Source organism: Streptomyces sp. CB02923 (assembly GCF_001905005.1).
Taxonomy (GTDB): Bacteria; Actinomycetota; Actinomycetes; order Streptomycetales; family Streptomycetaceae; genus Streptomyces.
Genome location: NZ_LWKZ01000012.1, coordinates 281,493 through 302,549 on the forward strand (window position 1 = coordinate 281,493; position 21,057 = coordinate 302,549).

16 protein-coding genes and 1 pseudogene are annotated in these 21,057 nt (G+C 71.2%); 14 read left to right on the forward strand and 3 right to left on the reverse strand.

Annotation, left to right across the window (positions count from 1 at the left end):
• Positions 1-110: 110 nt before the first annotated feature.
• Entirely contained in the window at positions 111-677 is a 567-nt protein-coding gene (locus A6A06_RS12890; protein ID WP_073761353.1) for a hypothetical protein, read from the forward strand.
• A gap of 43 nt (positions 678-720) precedes the next feature.
• On the opposite strand, the gene A6A06_RS12895 is transcribed toward A6A06_RS12890, so the two are convergent.
• Entirely contained in the window at positions 721-1,749 is a 1,029-nt protein-coding gene (locus A6A06_RS12895; RefSeq protein WP_073761354.1) for an alpha/beta hydrolase, read from the reverse strand.
• Positions 1,750-2,139: 390 nt separating this feature from the next.
• Between A6A06_RS12895 and A6A06_RS12900 the strand changes: the two genes are divergently transcribed.
• The 3 genes from A6A06_RS12900 (at position 2,140) to A6A06_RS40835 (ending at position 6,554) form a co-directional block, all read left to right on the forward strand.
• On the forward strand, positions 2,140-4,488 hold the full coding sequence (locus A6A06_RS12900) for an FUSC family protein (protein WP_242440711.1): 2,349 nt from the start codon (positions 2,140-2,142) through the stop codon (positions 4,486-4,488).
• A gap of 202 nt (positions 4,489-4,690) precedes the next feature.
• On the forward strand, positions 4,691-5,770 hold the full coding sequence (locus tag A6A06_RS12905; protein ID WP_073761355.1) for a rod shape-determining protein: 1,080 nt from the start codon (positions 4,691-4,693) through the stop codon (positions 5,768-5,770).
• Positions 5,771-6,077: 307 nt separating this feature from the next.
• Entirely contained in the window at positions 6,078-6,554 is a 477-nt protein-coding gene (locus A6A06_RS40835; RefSeq protein WP_079193983.1) for a DUF4288 domain-containing protein, read from the forward strand.
• A gap of 207 nt (positions 6,555-6,761) precedes the next feature.
• On the opposite strand, the gene A6A06_RS12915 is transcribed toward A6A06_RS40835, so the two are convergent.
• Positions 6,762-7,634 (reverse strand): TetR/AcrR family transcriptional regulator C-terminal domain-containing protein, encoded by an 873-nt coding sequence (locus A6A06_RS12915; RefSeq protein WP_079193984.1) that lies wholly within the window; start codon positions 7,632-7,634, stop codon positions 6,762-6,764.
• Between the two features lie 128 nt (positions 7,635-7,762).
• On the opposite strand from A6A06_RS12915, the gene A6A06_RS12920 reads away from it, so the two are divergent.
• The 8 genes and pseudogenes from A6A06_RS12920 to A6A06_RS12955 all read left to right on the forward strand — a co-directional run bounded on the left by A6A06_RS12920 (position 7,763) and on the right by A6A06_RS12955 (position 17,907).
• Positions 7,763-9,127, forward strand: a complete 1,365-nt coding sequence (locus tag A6A06_RS12920; RefSeq protein WP_073761356.1) for an FAD-dependent oxidoreductase — start codon at positions 7,763-7,765, stop codon at positions 9,125-9,127.
• 602 nt (positions 9,128-9,729) lie between these two features.
• A pseudogene (locus A6A06_RS12925) lies at positions 9,730-11,358 on the forward strand (sensor histidine kinase); the annotation flags it as partial.
• 470 nt (positions 11,359-11,828) lie between these two features.
• Positions 11,829-12,236 carry a roadblock/LC7 domain-containing protein gene (locus A6A06_RS12930; RefSeq protein ID WP_030018953.1) on the forward strand — a complete coding sequence of 136 codons (408 nt, stop codon included), beginning with the start codon at positions 11,829-11,831 and terminating at the stop codon, positions 12,234-12,236.
• Between the two features lie 73 nt (positions 12,237-12,309).
• Positions 12,310-12,672: a DUF742 domain-containing protein gene (locus tag A6A06_RS12935; RefSeq protein WP_073761357.1), complete on the forward strand. Its 363-nt coding sequence runs from the start codon at positions 12,310-12,312 to the stop codon at positions 12,670-12,672.
• A complete protein-coding gene (locus A6A06_RS12940) occupies positions 12,653-13,276 on the forward strand; it encodes a GTP-binding protein (RefSeq protein WP_073761358.1) in 624 nt (207 codons plus the stop codon). The genes A6A06_RS12935 and A6A06_RS12940 overlap by 20 nt, the downstream gene beginning before the upstream one ends.
• A gap of 472 nt (positions 13,277-13,748) precedes the next feature.
• The gene (locus tag A6A06_RS12945) at positions 13,749-14,585 is read left to right on the forward strand and encodes an ABC transporter ATP-binding protein (protein ID WP_443333739.1); all 837 of its coding nucleotides are present in this window, start codon (positions 13,749-13,751) and stop codon (positions 14,583-14,585) included.
• A complete protein-coding gene (locus A6A06_RS12950; RefSeq protein ID WP_079193986.1) occupies positions 14,582-17,479 on the forward strand; it encodes an FtsX-like permease family protein in 2,898 nt (965 codons plus the stop codon). The genes A6A06_RS12945 and A6A06_RS12950 overlap by 4 nt, the downstream gene beginning before the upstream one ends.
• A 218-nt stretch (positions 17,480-17,697) precedes the next feature.
• On the forward strand, positions 17,698-17,907 hold the full coding sequence (locus A6A06_RS12955; RefSeq protein WP_030018958.1) for an MbtH family protein: 210 nt from the start codon (positions 17,698-17,700) through the stop codon (positions 17,905-17,907).
• A 79-nt stretch (positions 17,908-17,986) separates the two neighbouring features.
• On the opposite strand, the gene A6A06_RS12960 is transcribed toward A6A06_RS12955, so the two are convergent.
• Positions 17,987-19,246, reverse strand: coding sequence for an acyltransferase family protein (locus tag A6A06_RS12960; protein WP_242440712.1), 1,260 nt, complete (start codon positions 19,244-19,246; stop codon positions 17,987-17,989).
• 360 nt (positions 19,247-19,606) lie between these two features.
• Between A6A06_RS12960 and A6A06_RS12965 the strand changes: the two genes are divergently transcribed.
• Positions 19,607-20,221, forward strand: coding sequence for a DUF1707 SHOCT-like domain-containing protein (locus A6A06_RS12965; protein WP_073761359.1), 615 nt, complete (start codon positions 19,607-19,609; stop codon positions 20,219-20,221).
• Between the two features lie 361 nt (positions 20,222-20,582).
• Positions 20,583-21,044, forward strand: a complete 462-nt coding sequence (locus A6A06_RS12970; protein WP_242440713.1) for a helix-turn-helix domain-containing protein — start codon at positions 20,583-20,585, stop codon at positions 21,042-21,044.
• Positions 21,045-21,057: the final 13 nt, after the last annotated feature.

Below are 21,057 nucleotides of genomic sequence, written 5' to 3' on the forward strand. Positions count from 1 at the left end.
AAGGGTGGTGGGCGTCCTCGGTCCGCAACCATCTCGCGGCGCGGGGTGTCTCAGTCGGTGAAGACCGGCAATGCGCACATAGGACAGAAGTCGGAAGTCGAGGACATCTCATGCTCCGTCACGCTTCGCGCACCACCGCCATCGCCGCCGCGACCGCCGTCGCCCTCGGCCTCACCCTGACCGTCGCCTCCGCGGCCCCGGCCACTGCCGCCGCCGCGGGCACCTCCGTACAGCAGCAGTCCCAGCCGGACACCCGCACCGACCGCGCCGACCGCACCGACCGAGGCGACCGCGCCGACCGTACCGGTGGTACCAGCCGCACCGGTGGTACCAGCCGCACCGATGTGAACGGCCGCTACACCGCCGAGGAGATCCGCCGCTTCCTGGTCTCCTTCTACGGGAAGCACGGCCCCAGCGCCTGGAAACGCCAGCACCAGGTCTCCGCCGAACTCAAGAAGAAGGCCGCCGAGACGCCCGGCTACGACCTGTTGCTGTGCGCCCAGAACACACCGCGCAACATTTCCGTCGGCAAGGTCACCACCGCGCAGTCCGCCCGGGTCGGCTGGGCGACCGTCACCACGCACTGGAGCGGGGGCCGCAAGGAACACTTCACCGCGTACGTGGACCTGGACGCGACGCGGCCCATCGAACTGCTGGATGTCGCCTGCTCGACGTGAGGCACGGAGGCACGGGGGCACGGGGGAGGGAGGAGGGGCGGGCTTACGCCGCCGGTCCTTGCATGTGCGCGCTGATCCACTGCATCGTGCCTTCCCCCATGCCCTTCACGTAGGTGTCGGCACCGTGCATGCCGCCGGCCACCGTCTGCAGCCGCGTCTTGACCGGGCCGCGCCCGTAGCGCGCGATGAACTTGTTGACCTTCGGCACGATCGTGGACTCCTTGGAACCGTCCTGGAAGCCGAGATAGACCTCCGGCCCGCCCTTCTTGATCAGCCGCTGTGCCAGAACCTCGGGGTTGTTCTCCCGCTCCTCCTTCGCGTGTCCGCGCCACAGCGGTGAGTCGGGCACGATGTCCGGACCGCTCGGTATCGCGGCCTTGAAGGTCTCGGGGTGCTGCAGGACGTTCTTCAGCGCGGCGAAGCCGCCGGACGAGGAGCCCATGATCGCCCAGCCGTCCCGGCTCTTGAGCGTACGGAAGTTCTGCCGGACGAAGTCGGGGACGTCCTCGTTCAGCCAGGTGCCCATCTTCGGCTGGCCGGGTATGTCGCTGGCGTCGTAGTACTGCTTGGCGTTGGGGTTGAGCACCGGCATCACGACGATGAAGGGCAGGCTCTTGCCCTCCTTCGACCACTGCGCCAGGCTCTCCTCCAATTTCAGATCCCCGCCGATCCAGTAGTTGACGGGATAACCCTCGGCGCCGGGCAGTGCCATCAGGACCGGGAAACCCTTGTCGGCGTTCTTCTTCTCGTAGTACTCCGGCGGCGCCCATACCCATACCTTTCCGGTGAACCCGGACTTGGCGCCGTGGTACGTGGCCACGCCGATCGGGGTGCCGTTCCCGGCGCCGCCGACCTTGCGCTGCTCCTTGAAGCTGATCGGGTTGGTGGGCATCTGGGCGAGTGACCCCTTGCCCGGCTGAGTGGCGCCGTGCGAACCGGCCCCCTTCCCGTCACCGAAGCGCACCGGGCCGTCGTCGGAATCGGCCGAGCCGCCCGAACCGCAGCCCGCGGTGGCGGCGAGAGCGGCCAGGGTGGTCAGCACGACCACCGGGGTGAGCAGGGATTTACGCACGGGACCTTCTCCTTGCTGAGCGGGCCGGGCGACGCCCGGCTGCCGAGCAAGAGGGTGCGACCGGTGCCGAGGTTTCCCTCTTCGGCCGTGGCGTTGCCCGCGCGAACGGGCCCCGCGGACCGCGCACGCCCGTGACCTGCGCGGTTTACCCGTAGCGGAAACCGGCTTTACGGTGATTTTCTCGGTGAATGGGTGATGGGGGAGTCCCGTACGGAGCCTGCGCGGCGCCCGCAAGACGTCCCGCGCGATGCCTCGCACGGTGCCCGTACGACGTCCCGCGCGTCGCCCGTACGGCGCCCCGCAAACCCGTCCGAGTTCCCGTCGCAATCCGCCCGCAAACCGGCATCGATCATTCCGTTTCGGCGCTCACAAGTACGTATTCTCGGTGGCATGACCTGGTCGCGAGCGCTGAAGAAGACCGCCCGCTCCGGGCTGACCATCGAGAAGGCCAAGCTCACCCCACTCATCGCGATCCGCGGCTCGGTCGGCGTCGCCATCGTCATCGGCCTGTGCCTCTACCTCGGCAACCCGGCGCTCGCGGTCTCGTCGGCGTTCGGCGCGTTCGCCGCCGGAATCGCCACCTTCCAGCGCAGCTGGCGCCCGCGCCCCGTCCTGGCCCTCGCCGTCGCGGGCGGCCTCTCGGTCTCCACCTTCCTCGGCTACCTGGCCGCCTCGCACATCGCCGGCTTCCTGGTACTGCTCTCCCTGTGGACCTTCCTGGCGGGCCTGGCCTGGTCGGTCGGGCCGGTCTCCGGACTGGTCGGCACCCAGACCGTCTCGGTCATGCTCGTCACCGTCACGCTGCCGACCTCCGTCCTCGGCGCGCTGGAGCACGCGGCCATCATCGCGTTCGGCGGGTTCGTCCAGGCCGCGCTGATCGTGCTCTTTCCCGTACGGCCGTGGGGAGTGCAGCGCGACGCGCTCGCCGACGCGCTGGCCGCCGAAGCGGACTACGCACGCCGGCTACGGCACGACCCGGTCGCCCCCTTCGACCCGCAGCCCCTGATGGACGCACGGCTCGCCTCCGCGGTGACTCCGCGTCAAGCCAAGCGCCGGCCGGTCCAGCTGCACGGGCCCCGGGCGCTGGCCGAACAGGTCAGGCCGGTCCTGGCCTCGCTCGCCGACCCGGTCGTCGGCGCGCCCGTGGAAGGCCCCGAACGGGACCGGGCGCGCGAACTGCTCGGCGCGGCCGCCACCGTGCTGGACGCCGTCGCGACCGCCATCCGGCGCGGCAAACCCGTACGCTTGCCGCCCGAGGCGATGGCCACCCTGGAAATGCCCCAGGACGGCGAAGGACCGCGGCTGACCGGCGCCGCCCGCCGCTCCGCGCTACGGCTGATCTCGCTCCTCGCGGATGCCGTCGAGTTCACCGACGAGCCCGTCCAGGCCACCCGGCCCACCACCGAGGCGGAGCGTGGACACCTGCTGCGCCCGAGCGTGCCGAAACTGGTGCCGGTGGCGCTGCGTGCCGTACGCCGCGAGCTCCGCTGGTCCTCGCACATCTTCCGGCACGCGCTCCGCGTCAGCGCGGTGGCCGCGGCGGGCTACCTCATCGGCCAGGCACTGCCCTTCGGCCACGGATACTGGGCGCCGCTGGCCTCGGTCATGGTGATGCGGCCGGACTTCGGGCAGACGTACTCGCGCGGCGTCGCGCGGTTCATCGGCACCCTGGTCGGGGTCGCGGTGGGCGGCACGATCATGGGTCTCACCCACCCGAACCTCTACGTCAGCGCGGCGCTGGCGGTCGTGTGCGTGCTGGCCATGTACCTGCTGATGCGTACGGGAGTCTCGGTGACCTCGGCGTGCGTCGCCGCGTACGTCGTCTTCCTCCTCGGCATCGCGGGCGCCGGCTGGGAACAGACCGTCCAGGAACGCGTCGTCCTCACCCTGCTCGGCGGACTGCTGGCCATGCTGTCCTACGCCCTCTTCCCCGCCTGGGAGACTCCGCGGCTGCGCGAACGGCTGGCGCAATGGCTGGAGGCCAACGGCCGGTACGCCATCGCCGTCTTCGACACCTACGCGCACCCCGCCGAACGCCGCCCCCGCCAGGTGCGGGAAGCCCTCCTGGACGCCCGCGCGGCCCGCGCCGCCTGGGAGGAGAGCGAAGCGCGCGCCGAGAAGGAGCCGGTGCGCCACCGCGGACTGTCGCTGAGCGCGGCAGCGGCGGCACAGTCCGCCCTGTCCACGATGGGCCGGGTGACGATGATTGTGGAAGCACACCTTCCGGACAAGGACGCGGAACCATCACCCGGCGCTCAGGCGTTCACCGAAGAGCTGCGCGAGTCGCTGCCGCGCGCGGTCGACGCCGTACGGGAGCGGCGCGACCTGGACTGGAGTGCGCTGCGCGCCGTATGGGAGGAGTGGGCGGAGCAGTCCGAGACCCGCGGCGTCGCGCTGCGCGGCGCCGAATTGCTCCTGGACGCGCTGGACGACCTGGCCGAGGCCCTGTCACGCGGCCCCGGCGGCAGAAACCGCGCGACGCGAGGCGTCGGGGACACCGGGGGAACACGGAGGGTGGGGGACACGGGAGCGACGCGCAAGGTCGGGGACTCAGGAGCGACGGGGAGGGTCGGGGACTCGGGAGCGACGCGGCGAGTGCGGGAGAATGGTGGGGCGGGCGGCCGTGAGGCACGTACGTCATCGCCGTCGTCACCGTCCGCGGCCCCTTCGTCCCCGCCACCGCCGACTCCGCCCCCTTCGTCCTCGCCTCCGCCTTCCCCGCCCGCCCCGCCGAGCTGATGTCGACGAGCCGGAACCATTCGGCACCGCCTGTAGTCTTGATAATTGCCCGCAAATGGCGCCATTGGCGAGCTTGATGAGCTGGGTGGGCTTCGCTTGCCGACCGGCTCAGCGAGCCACTCGTGCCGCCCGGGGCGCGATGTTCGAGGGCCCTGCGTGCGGGGCCCTGTCGTCCAGTCGAGAGAGAGCAAGCGAACCTCCCATGGCGTCCAGCACTTCGTCCGGTACGTACGACATAGGCATCGACCTGGGAACCGCCAACACCCTGGTCTACTCACGCGGCAAGGGCGTCGTCCTGAACGAGCCGTCCGTCGTCGCCGTGAACGCGGCCGGCGAGGTGATCGCCGTCGGCTCGGAGGCCAAGCGCACCATCGGCCGCACCCCGTCCGGCATCACCGCGATGCGCCCCCTCCAGGAGGGCGTGATCGCCGACTTCGACGCGGCCGAACAGATGCTGCGCGCTCTGATGAAGAAGGCGCTGCCCACCCGCCGCTTCTCCAAGCCGCGGGTCGTCATCTGCGTGCCCTCCGGCATCACCGGCGTCGAGCGGCGCGCCGTCATCGACTCGGCGCGCGGCGCAGGCGCCCGCGAGGTGCACCTGATCGAGGAGCCGATGGCGGCGGCGATCGGGGCCGGCCTGCCGGTCGCCGAGCCGGTCGGCTGCATGGTGGTGGACATCGGCGGCGGCACGACCGAGGTGGCCGTCGTCTCCATGGGCGGCATCGTCACCGCCCAGTCCGTACGGGTCGCGGGCGACGCGCTGGACGCGGCGATCATGTCGTACGTCAAGAAGAAGCACTCGCTGGCGATCGGCGAGCGCACCGCGGAGGACATCAAGATCGCCATCGGCTCCGCGGCCTGGACTCCGGTCGACGTCGACGAGGAGGGCGAGCCCGAGCGCCGCACCTCCTACACGGTGCGCGGCCGGGACCACGTCAGCGGGCTGCCGCGCATCCAGGAGATCACCGAAGAGGAGATCCGTTCGGCGCTGGCCGAACCGGTGGACGCGATCGTACGGGCCGTACACCGCACCCTCGACGAGTGCCCGCCCGAGCTCTCCGGGGACATCATCGAGCGCGGCATAGCGCTCACCGGCGGCGGCGCTCTGCTCCGCGGCCTGAGCCAGCGGCTGCGCCAGGAGATGGGCGTACCGGTGGTGGTCGCCGACGACCCGCTGGACTGCGTGGTCAACGGCACGGGCCGGTGCGTCGACGAGTTCGCCACGCTGCAGGGACTGTTGGCCGGTGCCATGGAGCAGCCGCGGAGGGCCGTGCGGCTCTGACGTGTGACGGGGTGTGGTGACGGGGCGCGAGGCTCGATGGGGGGGCGGGGGCGTTCACGGACTCGCCTGCCACTCGCTGAGCCGCGGGGTCTCTGGGGCCGGATGGGTGCTTCCCTTCCGTCCCTCGCCGGATGCGCCGACGTGCGGTAACCCCCGGAACGGGTGAAGATGATTGCGCCGGCTGCGAGGCCGGGTGCGGTGAGTCATCGCGTCACCCTGGAGGAACGATCATGCCGAATCGGATGGCGCTCATGATCGATGCGGGGCCGCCACCGCCCGCCGAAACCAAAATCGGAACCTGATTCCGATGCGGGACGCCAAGGTCCTTCAGCCGGCCGAATGGGTGCGGACGGGCACCGTACCGACACGCCGCTGGGCCGTCGCCCACGGCCGGTCGATCGCGGACGTCGGCGAGTGCGCCGTGGCGACAGGCGGCGAACGGAAGGGCCCGGCCAGGGGGCCCAGGCCGTACATCGCGATGGTGCTCATGGAGTCACCGGGCGAGGGCGGCAGCGATCCGCTGTACGAGGAGAGCGTGATCCTCGTGTACGCGACGGACGACGCGGACGCCCGGAGCCGGGCCGAGCGGCGGGCCCGCTCCCGGGAGGCGAAGCCCCTCGGTGACCGGGGTGAAACCGTTTCGTGGTGCTTCAAGCGTGTGGTGGACGTGAGCGCGGCGCTGGACGAGGACCTGACACAGGACGCCGATCTGTACGCACGCCACTTTCGCGACTACGCGGCCTACGAGCGCTTCGAACCGTTGCTGTCGGGCGAGGAACTCTGAGGGATGGCGGGCGGCGGGTGGCGGGTGGCGGGTGGCGGATTGCGGGCGGCGGGTGGCGCTGTGGCGGTTGGCGGGCCGCGGGTGGCGGTTGGCGGGCCGCACGCGCCGCTCATCACCGAGGCACGTCGCCGCGGGCTGGGGAGCCAGGCCGGGGTGTCGGGCGGGGTGCCAGGCCAGGGTGTCGGGCCGTGGTGTCAGGCCGAAATATCAGCCCGGGGTGTCAGGCGCGGAGCCTTGTACCTCCGCCCGTCGGGACATATAACTCTCCAGCCCGTCGAGGATGCGTTCGAGGCCGAATTCCAGAGCCTGGTCGCGGGAGCCGCCGGCCGCGGCGGACGCGACGGCGGCGGCAAGTGCCGGATAGCGGTCGGAGCGGCCGACCAGGAGCTCGTTCAGCGCCGAGCTCATGACCTGTTCGGGACCCTGGGAGGCGGGGGCGGTCCCTTCCCCTCGCGTGCTGCCCGTGCCCATGGACGTCGCTACTTGGGCGAGGTTGCGGATGTGGCCGTTCACCACGACCACCGCGTCCAGTTGTCGGGCACCGTCAAGGCCGGTGTCCGCGAGGGCGGCGAGGGCGCTTTCCGTCCAGCCGAGTTCATGAGGGCCCATGACGCGGTGGCCCACGGTGGCCGCCAGTAGCCAGGGGTGGCGGTGGAGGACTGCCGAGAGGCTCTCGGCCCATTCGCGGAGCGCGGCACGCCAGCCGAGGTCCACGCGCAGGGCGGGGGGTTCGCCCATGGCGGTGTCGATCATGAGGGCGATCAGCTCGGTCTTGCCCGGGACATAGCGGTACAAGGACATCTTGGTGAAGTTCAGTTCACCCGCGATCCGCTGCATGGAGACGGCGGCCAGCCCGCCCGCATCGGCGAGAGCGATGGCCGTTCGCGTGATCCCTTCCAGACTCAAGGCGGGCTTGGGGCCACGGCTGGGACGTCCGCGCCTGCCCCACAGCAACTCGATGCTGCCCGCCTGCTCGGCGAAGACATCGGCCACCACCTCGGGGACCTGCCCGCCGGTCTGCCCGTCGGCCTGTCCGCCGACCTGCCCGCCGTTCTGCTCGCTCTCTCCGTCTTCGGCCACCCTCGCATCTTAAAACTGTGTCCGGGGTATACAAAACAGTGTCCGCAAGATACAGTTTTTCTGTCGGAGCTGACGAGCTATCGAGCTATCGAAGTGCCGAAGTGTCGGATCAGCGTGGGGAGCGTGTGATGGCGTACGGGGCGACATGCGTGACGGGCGGCGAGCCGACCGTCCTGATCTCGGGGGCCAGCGTCGCCGGGCCGGCGGCGGCGTACTGGCTCGGGCGATACGGCTACCGCCCGACCGTGGTGGAGGTGGCTCCGGAGCTGCGCGGCGGCGGTTTCGCGGTCGATTTCCGAGGCGGCGTGAGCCTGTCGGTGCTGGAGCGGATGGGGGTGCTGGAGGAGGTCCGGCGCCGTCGTACGGGCGGCAGCCCGATGAGCTTCATCGACGAGCGCGGCGAGGAAGTGGCGGCCCTGCCTCCTGAGTTCGCCGGCGGAGAAGTGGAAATACTCCGCTCGGACCTCTCCCGCATCCTCTACGAGCACAGCCTGCACGGGCGGGGCGCGGACGATAACGGTCCGGGTGGACGCGACCAGGGCGAAGGTGACCGGGGTGAAGGTGACCGGGGCGAACGAGGTGCGGACGATCGCGATGCGGACAATCGCGATGCGGTCGATCACTACCTAAGCGCCACCGAGTACATCTTCGGAGACTCCATAACGTCCTTGACCGAGACGGCGGACGGCGTACATGCCACCTTCGAGCGAGGAGCCCCGCGCACCTTCGACCTGGTGATCGGTGCGGACGGCCTGCATTCCACTGTGCGGCGGCTGGCCTTCGGTCCAGAGGAGGAGTTCGTCAGCCACCTCGGCTACTACATAGCGGGCTGGGACCTGCCCGCCGTCGACGCGGACCTCGGCGCCCGCCCCGTGGGCTACAACGACCCCGGCCGCTTGGTGAGCGTAGGCCGTACGACCAGGCGCGCGGGCGACCCGGGCTATGCGGGCGAGGTCTTCGCCGTCTTCGCCTCCGATGGGCTCGCCTACGACCGACGTGACACGGAAGGGCAGAAGAAGCTGATAACTCAGGCGTACGAGGGGAGCGGCTGGCGGGTGCCGGAGCTCGTACGCACTGTCCAGGATGCCGACGGGCTCTACTTCGACTCCATCAGCAGGGTGGACGTGCCGCGCTGGTCCGCGGGCCGAATAGCGCTGCTCGGTGACGCGGCGTACGGAGCCACCGTCGGCGGCATGGGTACCGGGGCGGCTGTCGTGGGTGCGTACGTCCTCGCGGGCGAGCTGGCGGCTGCCAACGGTGACCACGTCACGGCGTTCGCGCGCTACGAAGAGCGGCTGCGACGCGTCGTCACCCGATGCCAGGAGGGCGGCCGCCGAGCCGGCGAGTTCCTGGCTCCGCCGACCAAGGAGGCGATCGACGCGCGCAACGACCTCCTCAATGATCCTCAGGCCCTGGCCGAGATGCTGCAAGAGGGCGCTGACATATCCGAGGACATCGCACTGGACGAATACGAGACAGGCACGCGGGGGTAAGGGAAGGGAGTCGGGACCCCCGGGGAGCCTTGGGCCCGCCCACCCCATCCGGCTACCCACGCCGCCCCGCCGCCCACCCCAAACCAGTGGTCACGCGCGCAGGAACCGGCCACTTGTCACCAACCACTTGTCACCGGCCACTTGTCTCAGGATCCGGCCGCCCGCCCCAGGTCAGTGCTTACCCGCCCCAGGTCAGTGCTCACCTGCCCCGGCAGGCCCCGGTCACCCGCCGCAGAACCCGGTCACTTGCCACTCACCCCTCGGAACGCTGCCGTCCGCCTCTGAAGTGCCAAGCGTCCACCCCAAGCTCATGCAAGCGTCCACCCCAAGCTCATGGGTGAGTCGCTCCACCAACGCTGACCGTTCACCCGCGACCGCCGACTCTCGGGCCGCCGTCACCCGCCCTGGCGGAGCGCTTCGATCGGCTTGTGCGGGGCTATTGATGACCTGGCGTCAGTCCTTGATCAATGGCGGTTATGCTACTACCGGCCCAGTGTATGAAGGCAGTTACCGTAGGTATCTCTGCGGCGGTGCCGAACGGGGAGCTGGGGCCCGCTAGACGTCCTGTGATCTGTCGATGTTTTGAGGGTTTTAGGGTGCAGATGGTTCGAGAAGGATCGTCGCCCGCGGGGCCGCGTCCTGCCTCGGTTCTCGCGTGGATACTGCCCGCCGTGGCGACCGCGGTGGCCGCGGCCGTCGCCACGGCGATGGTTCCTCCGCAGGCGAGTACGCCGGTGGTGTGGATCGGTGCGGTCGCCACCGTGGCGGTGGCGCTGGTCACCGCCGAGGTCACCCGCCGCGGCCAGGCGCTCGCCGCGCTGCGTGAGCGGGCCGCGGCGCAGCAGGCCGCGCTGGACCGGCAGGAGGCCGAGACCGTTCGGCTGGCCCAGGAGCTGCTGCCCGAGGTGGTGGCCCGGCTCGGGCGTGGCGAGTTCCCCGAGGACGTGCAGGCGTCCATCACCGAGCAGGTGATGCGGCAGGCACGCGAGTCGGGGCTGACGCCGGAGTTCACCGCGGCGCACCAGGCGGTACTGCGCTCCGTCCTCGACGCGGTCGTCGCCGAGGAGGACCTGCGCGAGTCCGCGCAGCGCGCGTTCGTGAACATCGCCCGCCGCGTGCAGGCGATCGTCCACCAACAGGCTCAGGAACTCCGGGACATGGAGGACCGGCACGGCCAGTCCCCGGAGGTCTTCGGCGATCTGCTGCAGCTGGACCACGGCACGGCCCTGATCGGCCGTCTCGCCGACTCCATCGCCGTGCTCGGTGGTGCACGTCCGGGCCGCCAGTGGAGTCGAGCGGTTCCGCTGTTCAGCGTGATGCGCGGTGCGATGTCGCGGATCATCGACTATCAGCGCGTCGAGCTGCACTCCGTATCGGAGGTCGCGGTCGTCGGCACCGCCGTCGAACCGCTGATCCACGCCCTCGCCGAGCTGCTCGACAACGCCACCCGCTACTCCCCGCCGCAGACCCGGGTGCACCTGACCGCCGTCGAGGTGCAGTCCGGTATTGCCGTGGAGATCGAGGACGGCGGCGTCAGCATGAGCGAGGAGGCCCGCAAGCGGGCCGAGCGGATGCTCCAGCAGGCGCAGCAGGGCATCGACGTCAACGACCTCGGGGAGACGCCGCGGCTGGGTCTGGCCGTGGTCGGCCGGCTGGCGCAGGCGTACAACTTCCAGGTGTCGCTGCGGCCTTCCGCGTATGGCGGTGTCCGCGCGGTACTGATCGTTCCGCAGGACCTGATCACCACCGCTGCCGCGACCGGCCGGGCTCACGGCATCGGCGCGTCCTCCGGCCCCCGTACGGCCCGTACGGAGCGCCGTGAGGTGAACGCGGCCCCGCCGGCCCCCGGCCCCCGGCACGCCGCGACACCTCCGGCCGTGCAGGCTGCCCCAGCCGCGGCTCCGGCCGCACCGTCCATACCCGCGGCCCCCGCGCCTGCCGCCGCGGCCGTACCCCCGCAGCTCCGGGACGACGTCCGGGAGGAGACCCAGGATGACCTCCCTCTCGTGACCGAGCGGACCCCCAACGGACTGCCGCAGCGACGCCGCAAGTCCCGTGCCACCGCGCCCGTGCCCCCGGCAGCGCCTGGCGCCGCTGCGGCGCCCGTCCCCGCGACTCCCGCCGCCGGGACGGAGGAGCCCGCGCCGGTGCAGCCCGGTATGTGGCTCGCCGCGTTCCAGAGCGGCCTGTCCGGCGAAAGCCAGTCGAGCACCTCCGCCCAGCCGAGCCCGTCGACTCAGCCGAGCCCGTCGCCCCAGGCGAACGCTTCGGCCCGGCCGACGGCCCCCGAGCAGGACCCGTCGGCCCAGGCTCCGACCCAGGGCCAGGTCCCCCCGGCCCAGAACCACCCGGGCGAGGACCAGAACCAGATGCACGCCCAGAATCACCCGGGCTACGGCCAGTACAACCAGTACGACCAGTACGGCCAGCCGGGCCAGAACCACCAGGCCCAGAGCCAGGCCCAGGCCCAGAGCCAGTCTGGCCACGGTCCGTACGGCCAGTACGGCCAGCCGGGGCGGAATCAGCCGGAGCAGGGGCAGTACGGTCAGCCGAGCCAGTGGGGCGGAGCCGCTGAGCGGCCCGGACCGGCCACCGGCTGGACCGGCCATTCGGCCCCCGCCGCCGGTACGGGGACTTCAGTCAGTGCCGCAAGTGCAGCCAGTGAGAAGAGTGACGAGTCGTCGGAAAAGAGTGAGTAGCCATGATTCAGCACCGGCCCAACATGGACTGGATGCTCAAGGATCTCGCGGAGAGCGTTCCGCAGACCCGTCACGTGGTCGTGCTGTCCTCGGACGGCCTGCGCATGGCCCAGTACGGTACGGAGACCGATACCGCCGACCGACTGGCGGCGGCCTGTGCCGGACTGCAGAGTCTGGCGGGCGCGGTGTCCGCGGAGTTCCCGCACAGCGACGGCCGGATGCGTATGGTCGTGATCGAACTGGACGGTGGCTTCTTCTATTTGATGGCGGCGGGCGCCGGCGCTTATCTGGCGGTCCTGGCCGATGAAGGCGTGGACGCCGGGCTGATAGGACAGCGGATGCGGGATCTCGTGGCCCGTATCGGCGAACATCTCAGCAGCCCGCCCCGCCACGACGGACAGGACGCATGAGCGAGGGCAGCGAACGGACCGGCAGGCGGCGCAGGCCGCGCGCGGGTACGGCAGGGCGAAGCGGGGACACGGCATGAGCGGAGCGGACCAGGACTGGGAGGAGCAGAGCCCCGAGCGGCTCTACGTGATCACCGGTGGGCGCAGCGGCGCCTCCGGCCACACCACCTCCCTCGACCTGGTCACGCTGATCGTGTCGAAGGCCGGGCCGAAGCCGGGGATGCAGCCGGAGCAGGCGTCGATCGTGCGGCTGTGCCATTCCCCGCTGTCCGTGGCGGAACTCTCCGCCTACCTGCACTTGCCGGTCAGCGTGGTCACCGTCCTGCTCGGTGACCTGCTGTCCGACGGGCGGGTGGTGGCACGCGCGCCCGTGCCGCCCGCCCAACTTCCCGACCGTGCCCTTATTGAGGCGGTGATCCATGGACTTCAAAAGCTCTGAAACGCTCGTCGAGCGCCCCGCTCAGGGGCCGCGGAGCGAGGACGAACTGCCCGAGACGGCCGCCGCGGCGGTCAAGGTCGTGATCGTGGGTGGTTTCGGGGTCGGCAAGACGACCCTGGTGGGTTCGGTGAGCGAGATCCGCCCGCTGACCACCGAGGAAACGATGACGCAGGCCGGCGTCGGTGTGGACGACATCGTCGGTGTCGAACGCAAGACCTCGACGACCGTGGCGATGGACTTCGGGCGCATCAGCCTCAACTCCGAACTGGTGCTGTATCTGTTCGGTACGCCGGGCCAGCAGCGTTTCTGGTTCCTGTGGAACGGGCTGTTCGACGGCGCGCTGGGGGCGGTGGTGCTCATCGACACCCGTCGCCTGGAAGTCAGCTTCGACGTCATCGGCCGTCTGGAGGAGCGCGGCGTTCCCTTCGTGGTCGCCGTCAACTCCTTCCCGGACGCTCCCATCCACGGCGTCGAAGAGATCCGGGGCGCCCTCGACCTGCCCCCCGAGGTGCCGATCATCGACTGCGACGCCCGGCTGCGTACCTCCAGCCGCGACGTACTGATGGCGCTGATGCGTTACCTGCACTCCCTCGCCGCACGCTGACCGGCTGTATCGGCCGGCCCCGCTGGAGCGGATAAGCCGGCCGAATCGGCTGAACCGGACGAACCGGCCGCACCCGTCCTCCGCTGTCCGTTCTCCGCAGCCCGTCTGCATGTCTGCACGTCCGCCCGTCCGCCTGTCTGCCCGACCGCCCCCGCCCGGTGACCGCCGCGATACATCGGCGTTCACCGGGCGGCGGCGCGTCCGCCATGTGACAGGTGACAGCCCTGGCGGCCCGCTGTGCCGCCGTCCCCTCTCGGTGCCGCTGCCCCCACCCCCATGGTGTCGCTGGGTGCCCCCTCAAGTGGGGTGCGGACGCCCTCGTTGCCGCCACGCTCCGCCCATAGCGTCTGAGCAGCCGAAACATCGGCAAGTAGGCGGAAACAAGCAGGCGGAAATCCGGAGGGGTTACGGAATGATCAGGCTTCGGCCGCGGGGACGCGGCAGAGCGACGGGGGACACGGCGCTGCCCCGTGTGCCCCAGAACGTCGGCGCGGCACCCCGGGCCGCCGGCCACGCCCCGGACTTGGGCGCCGTGGCGACGGCCGACCGTCCCCTCGACTCCGACGCCGCGTTGACGCTGGAATCAGTGACCCGGAGCTATCGCCGCGGCACCAGGACCGTAGCCGCCCTGGACGACGTCAGTGTCACGGTGCGGCGGGGCAGCTTCGTGGCCGTCATGGGGCGTTCCGGCTCCGGCAAGACGACGTTCCTCCAGTGCGCCGCGGGCCTGGACCAGCCGACCGCGGGAACGGTCCGTATCGACGGCACCGATCTCTCCCGGATCGGCGAATCCGCCCTCACCCGGCTCCGCCGCGAACGTGTCGGCTTCGTCTTCCAGTCGCTCAACCTGGTGCCCTCGCTCTCGGTCCTTGAGAACGCCGCACTGCCGCTGCTGCTGGGCGGCGAGGCGCCGGACAGTACGGATGTACGGGCGCGGGCGTTGCGCGTCCTGGACTCGGTCGGGCTGGCGGACCGGGCCGACGATTCGCCGCTGCTGCTTTCGGGCGGGCAGCAGCAGCGGGTGGCCATCGCCCGCGCGCTGGTCACCGACCCCGCAGTGATCTTCGCCGACGAGCCGACCGGCGCTCTCGACCCCGTCACCGCCACCGACGTACTGACCCTGCTGCGTGACGCCGTGGACCGCGCGGGACACACGGTGGTGATGGTCACCCACGACCCGGTCGCCGCCTCCTGGACGGACCGGGCGCTCTTCATCGACGCCGGGCGCCTCGTCGGCGTACTGGACCAGCCGGACCCCGATGGCATCGCGCAGGCGATGACGCGGCTGGGCAAAGGGGCGAGGCCGTGAAGCACCCGACCAGGGACAGCCTCCGCTCACGCCCCCACCCCTACCCCCACCTCCATCCCTACCCTCACCCCCGACCCCGCCGCATCGCCCGGTTCCTCGCCGCCTGCTCGCTGAAGCTGCACCGCAAGGCGTGGGCCGCGGTGTTCGCTGTGCTGGTGCTGACCTCCCTGGTGCTCGGCGGCTTCGCACTGGCCACGGTGTCCGCGGTGACCGGCCATGCGCGGGTGGAGCGTTACGCGGGTGCCGCCGCGGTCGTCACCGGTGATCAGACCACCCGCTACACCGCGGAGGCCCTGGGCGGCGAGTCCCGTTCGACATCGGCGGAACTGACGGAACGGGTACGGGTACCGCGCTCGGTGCTGCCCAGGATCGCGGCCGTTCCGGGCGTACGGGCCGCTGTCGCGGACGACGCCTTCCCGGTCACCATGTCCGCGAAGCCCGCCGCCGCAGCATCCGGCCGGGCAGCAGCGGAGCCCCCCACCGCACCCCTCTCCACGATCTCCGGCCCCAACGGCTCCCCGGTCTACGGACACCCCTGGCAAGCCGCCGCCCTCGCGCCTTTCACGCTGCGCGAAGGGCGCGCCCCCGTCGACCCTCGTCAGGTGGTCCTGGACGGTTACGTGGCCGATCGCGCGGGCGTACGCGTCGGCGACGAGGTCACGGTGCAGTCGCTCGGCGGCCCCGCCCCGTACCGGGTCTCCGGCATCGCGGCCCCTGACGGACAGGGGGACCGCACCGGTCTGGGGCACCAGGGTGCCGTCTTCTTCACCGAGCAGCGCGCGCGGCAACTGGCGGGGCATCCCGAGAGCGCCGACGCCGTCGGCGTACTCGCCGCGCCCGGAGTGCGCGCCGAGCAGCTTCACGCCGGGGTGCGCAAGGCGCTGGACGGGGCCGAGCCGGTCCGCAGTGTCACCGCCGGGCAGCGTTACAAGGAGGACAACACCGCACTGCGGGTCCTGACCGGGGACAGTCGCGGTGAACCGGAGTTCCTCGACGCGGCCCCCAGTCGCTGGGGCCTGCTGCAACTGCTCGCGTCGGTCTGCGGGCTCGTCGTGATGATCGCCGCACTCGTGGTGGCCGGAACGGTTGCCCAGGCCGTGCACCAGCGCGCCCGCGAGATGGCGCTGCTGCGCGCGGTCGGTGCCACGCCGGGGCAACTGCGTGCGGCGGTGAGCCGGGAGGTCCGTACGGTTGCCGTGACCGCCGCTGTGATCGGCGCGATCGGCGCGGAGCCGGTGTTCGGACTGCTGCTCCGTTTGCTGCGCAGCCGCGACGCCGTACCGGCCGGTCTCGAACTGCCCACGCCATGGTGGCTGTACGCGGTACCGGCGCTGACCGCCGGACTGACCGTCCTCGTGGCGTGGCTCGCCGGGACACTGGCCTGCCGGCGCACGTCCAGGGTGCGCCCCGCGCAAGCGATGGGCGAGGCACAGGCCGAGCCGGAGCGGCCGGGCCGCGGCCGTACCGTCACCGGTCTGGTGACGGTGTTCCTCGGCGTGGCGTCGGCCGGTACGGCGGTGCTCCAGTTCGGCGAGGTGGCCGCGATGGCCGCCGGCACCGCGGCGGTGACGCTGGTGATCGGGTGTGCGCTGCTCGGCCCCTGGATCGCCCGCGGCGCGCTACGGGTGCTCGCCGCGCCCGCTCGGCGGCTGGGAGGCGCGGGCGGCTACCTGGCTGCTGCCGCCGCGCGGGCCAACTCGCGGCGGCTGGGCGCCGCGATCACCCCAATCGTGCTGATGGTCGCCTTCGTCGCCGTGCAGCTGTCGGGCGGCGCGACCTTGGACCGGCAGGGCGGCAGGCAGGGCATGGACGCGGTACGCGCGGATCTGGCGGTCACCACGGACGGTCCGGGCATCACACAGGAGACGGTCAGCAGGATCGGGCGGGTGCCGGGGGTGGCGGCCGCGTCGGGCGTGCTGCACAGCACGGTCGTCCTGGCGCGGAAGGAACTCGGCGACCCCCGGCTGGACCGCCTGCCGGTCCTGGCGGTCAGCCCCGCGGCGCTGCCGCGCGTACTGGACCCGGGCGTGATCGAGGGCGACACGGCGAAGCTGGGCCGCGGCACGGTCGCGGTGGGCAAGGACCGGGCGCGGTCGCTGGGGCTCGGCATCGGGTCCGTCGTCACGCTGCGGTACGGCGACGGCGCGAACGTTTCGCTGCGCGTAGCGGCCGTATACGAACGCTCGCTGGGCCTGGGCGACTTCCTGTTCGCCCCCGAGGAGCTGGCGCCGCACATGTCCGCGCCACTGCACTCCCGCGTACTCCTGAGCCTCGACTCCCCGACGCGGCGCGGTAGGGGTACGGGTCCGGGCACGAGCACGGGTACGAGCACCGGCGCCCGTCACGAAACCGATGGCCGCTCCGGGGTCGACGCCCCCTCCGGAGCCCACGACCGCTCCGAGTCCGTACGGGCCGAGGTGCGGCGGGTGCTGGCGGACACCGCGATCGGCGCACGCGTCGTGCCGGACCCGGCGGGGGAGCGGCGGGAATCCGCGGACCGGGGCGTCGGCGAAGTGATCACCGTGGTCGCGGTGGGCGTGATCGGCGGTTTCACCGTCATCGCCGTACTCAGCACCCTCACCCTCATCATGATCGGCCGACGCCAGGAGATCCTGCTGCTGCGCCTGGTGGGCGCGGGGCGGCGGCAGATCCGGCGGATGCTGCGCATCGAGGCGGCCGTCGTGGGACTGACGGGCCTGGTGGTCGGCGCGGTGGTCGCGGTGATCCCGCTGACCGCACTCAGCCTGCCGCTGACCGGGGCGCTGCCCTACCTGCCTCCCTCGCAGGCCGGGCTGATCGTGGCGGTGGTGGCGGTGACGGTCGCGGCGGGCACCCTGCTGCCGATGCGGCCCGCCCTCCGCAAGCGTTACCCGGCGGGCCCCGGGAGGAAGTGATGCCCCAGGCCCCTCACCCCGCCCCCCCAATCCAGCCCAGCCGCCCCTCCTCACAAACCAGCCCAGCCCCCACCCCCTCAAACCAGTCCAACCCCACCCCACAAACCAGCCGACCCTCACAAACCCCACCAATTCCTCGCCCCGAACTTCGGCCGCAGCGCAACCTCACGCATAATCCAATTCTCCACCGGTAACTCCCTCACCGAGAGGTCACTCGCATGACGAACCCCTTCGAAGACCCGGAGGCGCAGTACCACGTCCTGACGAACGACGAGAACCAGCACTCGCTGTGGCCGTCGTTCGCGGAGATCCCGGCCGGCTGGCAGAGCGTCTTCGGCCCGGAGGGCCGACAGGCGTGCCTGGACTACGTCGAGGAGCACTGGACCGACATGCGGCCCCGCAGCCTGGCGGAGGCCATGGCCGACTGAGCCCCACCACCCACACGAAAGCACCCGTTCCGATCCCGGAACGGGTGCTTTTCGTCCCCCGCACACCACCCTCCCCCCATCACACCAACGTCAGCCGCAGCGCGAACGCCGCGAACCCCACCGCCAGCACCCCCGCACACACCCGCTGCCCCCGGGAGACCCCCGTCCACGGCATCTCCAGCCGCCGCGCCACCCGGGCGATCAGGAGGAGCGTGACGGCGAAGAGCGGCAGCCACGGCAGCCGGGTCGCCATCCAGGCCGCGAAGTCCGGCGCGGTGGTCAGACCCGGCACCGTCGTACCGAGGAACGAGGCCGGTACGGCGATGGCCAGCATGGCGGTCTGGTGCCAGCACAGGACCGTCATCGCGGACCGGTTGACGGCTGTGACCGGTGCCCACAGGGCGGGTCGCCGCAGCAGGGCCGTGATCCGGTCGCGCAGCAGGATCGCCGCACCCGACTGCGCCGCGGCCAGGGCTATCACCAGGAGCGACGGTGGGTGGGAGTTCGTACGGTCCTGGCCGGGCACGCCGACCATGCTCGTCGGGTAGTGGAAAACGAGGAGCAGCACAGCGAAGAGCGCGGCGCCGCCGACGAGCAACAGCCGGGCGCCGCGCCTGCCGAGCCGCTTCTCACCCCAGGAGAGCCCCAGTTGGTAGCCGAAGAGCCAGCCCGGGACCAGGCTGATCAGTGTGACCCAGTACGGGACGGAGTCGGCGTACGGGCCGTAGCGGAGGAAGTCCATGACGGCGATGACCGCCGCCAGCGGTGCCGCTGCCCAGCCTCCGAGCCGCCGCGAGGCCGCCATGCAGTACGGCGTCAGGGCCGTCGCCACCGCGTACACGCCCACGAACCACAGGGGTTGGACGACCAGCGTCGCGGCTGTGTGCAGGGTCGTGACGGGCACTCCGGCCGCGTACAGTACGGCGGCGATCACGGCCCAGACGGCGGTGACACCGACGGCAGGCCGTAACAGCCGGGCCAGCCGGCCGCGCAGCCAGTCGCCCGGCGACGCGCCCCGCTCGGCGGCGCGCCGGAAGGACAGCACGGAGGCGTAGCCGCCGACGAGGAAGAAGATGCCCAGCATCTGGAGCACCCAGGTGACCGGCGCCAGAGGAGCGAACGCGGACAGCGGACTGGAGTTGTGCAGCGAACTGTCGGCGTCGCGGACGAAACCGCCGGCGAGCCAGTGACCGGTCGGCACGGCCAGCAGGGCCAGCGCCCGCAGCCCGTCCACGGCCCGGTCGCGCGGGACCACGGCCCGGTCGCGCGGGACCACGGGCCGGACTTCGGCCGGGCCGGGCAGTGGCCTGTGAGGGCGTGACCGTTCGTCCAGGCTCATGCTCCGGAACCCGCTCTGTCCGTGGGACGCGGCATGGCAGCTTTCCTCTCCTCGCGCACGACCGGCCCGTTGGGCGTGCCACGGGCCGGCCGGGAGTCCGTCATGAAGGTGATCGCCGATCGCCTTCCATGCTGGTGCGAAGAGCCGGAGGAAACAGTCGGGCCAGCGCCCCGATCAGAGGGGGGCAGACCTCACCACGGCACGGGGGGACAGCACCCCGTGCCGTCCCGAACCGCCCGTCCCGGACCTCTCGTCCCGGACCGCCCGTCTCGGACTGCCCGTCTCGGACCGCCCGTACCGGACCGTCCGTCCGAACGGCCACATGTCCTGCACCGCCCCTTGGTTCGTATCATCAGCTGCATGACCGCCAAGACTCCGGAACCCGCCTCCTGGGGCGAGCTGCGCGCCTCCCACTCCGACCGGGAGGCCGTGGTGGAACAACTGAGGGAGGCGGCGGCCGAGGGCCGTATCGACCTCGCGGAGCTGGACACCCGGCTGGAACAGGCGCTGACGGCCAAGACCTTCGCCGATCTGGCACCGCTCACCGCCGACCTGCCGCGGTCCGTCTCCGTGCTGGACCCGGGCGAGCCGCTGGTCCTCAAGGGCAGCTTCCACGGCGCGGCCCGTACGGGACGCTGGGAAGTTCCCGCGCACATCACCGCGCACGGCGGCATGGGCGGTGTCCGGCTCGACTTCACCCGGGTCGAGTGCCGACTGCCCGAAGTCGAGGTGGAAGCGTACGGAGAAATGGCGGGCGTGACGGTCGTCATTCCCGAGGGCTGGGCCGTGGACACCGACGGCGTGGAGCCCGGCCTCGGCACCCTCAGGGACAAGACCACCCCCGAGCGCCTCCCGGGCACCCCGCTGATCCGGCTCACCGGCTCCGTCGGCATGGCGGGCGTGGTCGTCCGCCACCCCAGTGCCCGCGAACGCCGCCTTCTGAAGCGCGAGGAGAAGCGCGAAGGAGGGAAGTAGCCGGGCGGTGCCGCACGATGGGCGTGAACTCACGATGGGGCGTGAACTCATATGAACAGCCCCAACCGGATTCCCGATGTGCAGTCCCGGGAAAAGAAAGGCACCGGAAGTCGACCGGAAGCCAACGGGAACGCGACCGCAGCGTTCCCGGCGCCGCCACGTCCATATCGGCTAACGCCACTCCAGATATTTCCCGCCCTGCCTCCGCCCTGCCTCCGCCCTGCCTCCGTCCTGTCTCCGCCCTATCTCCGTACCGGTTGACGTGTTTCCCCTGTGGTGAACTCCGGTGGCAGCCATGTACGTTGAACAGATGAGCCCCCGGTTGCCCGGTTGCAGCCACAGGTGCGCTACAGGAGGCGGCGTGGACGCGGAGCGGGCGGGGCGAGGTCTGGCCGAAAAACTCAACCATCTCTTCAAGACCGTTCGGCGGGGGAATGGCCAGGAGTACAGCAACGAGCACGTGGCATCCCCGATCCGCCGGACCGGAGTGACGGTCTCCCAGAGCTACATCTGGCAACTCCGCAAGGAGCGCAAGACCAATCCCACGCTCAAGCATCTTCAGGCATTGGCCGATTTCTTCGGCGTCCCCGCCGCGTACTTCTTCGAGGACGAGGTGACCAGCCGGGTGACCCGGCAACTGGACGAACTGGCGGCCGAACGCAAACGCGAGGCGGCCTCCGGCCACAGCCGCGAGGTCAAACTGATGGCCCTGCGCGCCGGTGAATTGTCGGAGGAAGGGCGCAGGCGGGTCATGGACATCCTCGACGTCGTCTACCGACTCGAACAGGCCGAGCGCCGCGCTGCCGCGCCGGACGGTGCGTAGCCGGACGGTACGT

Bases quoted from the DNA above. Each gene is read 5' to 3' on its own strand.
- A6A06_RS12890 (WP_073761353.1), top strand. From the start codon at position 111: ATGCTCCGTCACGCTTCGCGCACCACCGCCATCGCCGCCGCGACCGCC.
- A6A06_RS12940 (WP_073761358.1), top strand. From the start codon at position 12,653: ATGGACTTCAAAAGCTCTGAAACGCTCGTCGAGCGCCCCGCTCAGGGG.
- A6A06_RS12960 (WP_242440712.1), bottom strand. From the start codon at position 19,246: ATGAGCCTGGACGAACGGTCACGCCCTCACAGGCCACTGCCCGGCCCG.
- A6A06_RS40835 (WP_079193983.1), top strand. From the start codon at position 6,078: ATGCGGGACGCCAAGGTCCTTCAGCCGGCCGAATGGGTGCGGACGGGC.
- A6A06_RS12900 (WP_242440711.1), top strand. From the start codon at position 2,140: ATGACCTGGTCGCGAGCGCTGAAGAAGACCGCCCGCTCCGGGCTGACC.
- A6A06_RS12920 (WP_073761356.1), top strand. From the start codon at position 7,763: ATGGCGTACGGGGCGACATGCGTGACGGGCGGCGAGCCGACCGTCCTG.
- A6A06_RS12965 (WP_073761359.1), top strand. From the start codon at position 19,607: ATGACCGCCAAGACTCCGGAACCCGCCTCCTGGGGCGAGCTGCGCGCC.
- A6A06_RS12935 (WP_073761357.1), top strand. From the start codon at position 12,310: ATGAGCGGAGCGGACCAGGACTGGGAGGAGCAGAGCCCCGAGCGGCTC.
- A6A06_RS12905 (WP_073761355.1), top strand. From the start codon at position 4,691: ATGGCGTCCAGCACTTCGTCCGGTACGTACGACATAGGCATCGACCTG.
- A6A06_RS12955 (WP_030018958.1), top strand. From the start codon at position 17,698: ATGACGAACCCCTTCGAAGACCCGGAGGCGCAGTACCACGTCCTGACG.
- A6A06_RS12930 (WP_030018953.1), top strand. From the start codon at position 11,829: ATGATTCAGCACCGGCCCAACATGGACTGGATGCTCAAGGATCTCGCG.